Source organism: Clostridium sp. FS41 (assembly GCF_000954015.1).
Lineage (GTDB): Bacteria > Bacillota > Clostridia > Lachnospirales > Lachnospiraceae > Enterocloster > Enterocloster citroniae.
Map to the genome: position 1 here is coordinate 1 of NZ_JYHN01000027.1, position 2,209 is coordinate 2,209.

The 2,209-nt window shown below is 42.0% G+C and carries 4 protein-coding genes; 3 read left to right on the forward strand and 1 reads right to left on the reverse strand.

Annotated features, from left to right (window positions below; translation table 11 throughout):
- The first annotated feature begins 252 nt into the window (after positions 1-252).
- From CLFS41_RS03725 to CLFS41_RS03735, 3 genes are read left to right on the forward strand one after another with little or no spacing between them, the layout of a single operon-like run.
- Positions 253-717 carry a DUF3693 domain-containing protein gene (locus tag CLFS41_RS03725; RefSeq protein WP_045091502.1) on the forward strand — a complete coding sequence of 155 codons (465 nt, stop codon included), beginning with the start codon at positions 253-255 and terminating at the stop codon, positions 715-717.
- Positions 692-1,048, forward strand: coding sequence for a phage protein (locus CLFS41_RS03730; RefSeq protein WP_086486526.1), 357 nt, complete (start codon positions 692-694; stop codon positions 1,046-1,048). Before CLFS41_RS03725 ends, CLFS41_RS03730 begins: the two co-directional genes overlap by 26 nt.
- 26 nt (positions 1,049-1,074) lie before the next feature.
- On the forward strand, positions 1,075-1,548 hold the full coding sequence (locus CLFS41_RS03735) for a hypothetical protein (RefSeq protein ID WP_045091503.1): 474 nt from the start codon (positions 1,075-1,077) through the stop codon (positions 1,546-1,548).
- Between the two features lie 290 nt (positions 1,549-1,838).
- Here CLFS41_RS03735 and CLFS41_RS03740 read toward each other — a convergent pair.
- Positions 1,839-2,209, reverse strand: a 371-nt coding sequence (locus CLFS41_RS03740; protein ID WP_045091504.1) for an assembly protein, incomplete at its 5' end; no start/stop codon positions are given.

The following is a 2,209-nucleotide window of genomic DNA, read 5'->3' on the forward strand; positions in this document are numbered from 1 at the left end:
ATTGAATGGCGAACTCAGTGAGTTGGCCGTCATCATCATACATAGATTGATTCAGGTGCTTACGGAAGAACACGCCAGTAAGTCGAGGACTAAGCGCACATTCATTTTCGATAAGGGATTTGATTTGTTCCGTAAGCATAATGACACCTGACCAATTACCATTTGTCGTAAGTGTAATTACGGATTTTCATAATTGCTAGATGCGAATTTCCGTAACTACTAAGCTAAAATCAAGAAAACGGAGGTAGTCCCATGTATCAAAGTGAGCTGTTAGATGCCTACAAAAAGGCAAAAAACTACGTACAAGACAAGCAAATCGCACATGATTTGAATGTAAACGCGTCCAGAATCAGCGAAATGCGAAAAGGAAGACGCTATATATCTGATTCAGAAGCAGTTTTTCTAGCGGAGAATTCAGGAATTGACCCAGAGATAGCTTTGTTGGGATGTCACGCTGATCGCAACGAAAATCCACACATAAAAGGAATGTGGGAAAACATTGCAAAAAAGTTTAACGGGCTAGGATTATCAAGTATTTCAATGGTTTGTGGCATGTTTGCGTTGTGGCTTGGCGACCTTAAAGTAGCTATAGCTAAGTGCGCATTATGCGACGTTATGTTGAATAATGTTTCATATCAATTACATATACACCCTTTTGATTATCAGGGTATATATGACGAACTTTCGAAAAATGAGCAAGAATTACGTTTTTCGTGAATTTGAGTGTGGTTTAAGTGTAGAAGAAGCAGCAAAACTATGTTTTAAAAGTGTGAGGATGGTCAAGTTATGGGACTCAGGAAAGCCCATACCACCCGAATGCAAACGGCTAATGAGAATGACCAAGGGGAGGGAACTAGCCACCTCGGAAGCTTGGGAAAATTTCAAAATGCATAAAGACACGCTTGAACTACCAACAGGACAACTAGTGACACCCCAAGAGATCCTTACTGGAATAGCTTTACTTGAAATTCAGTCACCTAGTGACACAGGAACACTTACAAAACTCATGAAGTATGCTAGATGTATAGCAGGAATAAAAAATAAGTAGCATATATTTAGCAAGAAGGACTCTAAATGAAAAAAGCACTTGTAATGTTATCTTTGCCTTTACTCATACCTTTTCCAAGCCTAGCGAAGTTTGAAGGATTTACAGAGAAGAGCTATTCAAACGGACAGTACCTAAGAACGCATTATACTGAAAGCAATCGCTCTCAATTTCATATTGGTTGTGGAAGAGGATCTGACAAGAAAGTATTTAGCCTTGTTGGGTTTAAACATCACAGTCTTTATGACTGGAGTGGTGTTACAAATATGAAGCTTTCAATTGACGGCGGCAAAGTATTGTCAATTAAAGGTGGGTCAAACAAGTATGACGATATGTTTTACTCAAGTGGCTCTACTGATTTGTTGATTCGAGAAATGTTAACTGGGAAATTGTTGGAGGTAATCGTATTCGATAATGAAAAGGAAAAAATACACTTTTCATTGGAAGGGATAGAAGACGCGTACAAAACGCTCAAAGATAAGTGTAACTTACCCGAGAGTTAACCATTAAGCCGAGCAATCACTGTTCGGCTTTTTTGTATCAGAGCACAAGGTTAGTAGTGAGTGGGAATTTACCCCCGTAATACAGATTCGGGGGTTTGCTCCGCTTTTAGGTCCCTCCCGCAAAGCGGGCCCCTCCCAAAATGCTCGCAATACCGCGCACGTAATAAAAAAGGGCTCGTATAGAGCCCCATGATTAAGTTCGGTGTGGAAGTGCCAAGGTTTGGTGTCCTACATGTTCCGCTTCCTCGGTCTACGCAGACTGCGCTAGCTTCGACGCTGTGGCGAGCGGTCTAGATATGGACAGGCATGTTTTGCTGCAATATGTCTGACGGCTTTTCTCTTTGCCCGCACGTGAAGATCCTTTCTGTTTCTTCCCAAGTCACTCGATACACGCAATCGCTCAACACTTCGAACTGATACCCAATCTTTACCAAGTCCAGATGATCGAAACTGAATAGCTTGTCGCGGCCATCGTACACATCGATGTATATCTTGTAGAACGTCAGGTCACGGTCGAGTTCGGCAGCATACTTCAGCCGTTTGGCGTAGGCGATTTGCTTTGCGTATCCGGTGATATAGAAGTCGTAATCTTCCAAAGGCCCGAACCCTGATGCTTTCTTTTTCTTCTTCGCTTTGGTTTCTGCCGTATCTACCGCTGTAG

Bases quoted from the DNA above. Each gene is read 5' to 3' on its own strand.
- CLFS41_RS03735 (WP_045091503.1), top strand. From the start codon at position 1,075: ATGAAAAAAGCACTTGTAATGTTATCTTTGCCTTTACTCATACCTTTT.
- CLFS41_RS03730 (WP_086486526.1), top strand. From the start codon at position 692: ATGAGCAAGAATTACGTTTTTCGTGAATTTGAGTGTGGTTTAAGTGTA.
- CLFS41_RS03725 (WP_045091502.1), top strand. From the start codon at position 253: ATGTATCAAAGTGAGCTGTTAGATGCCTACAAAAAGGCAAAAAACTAC.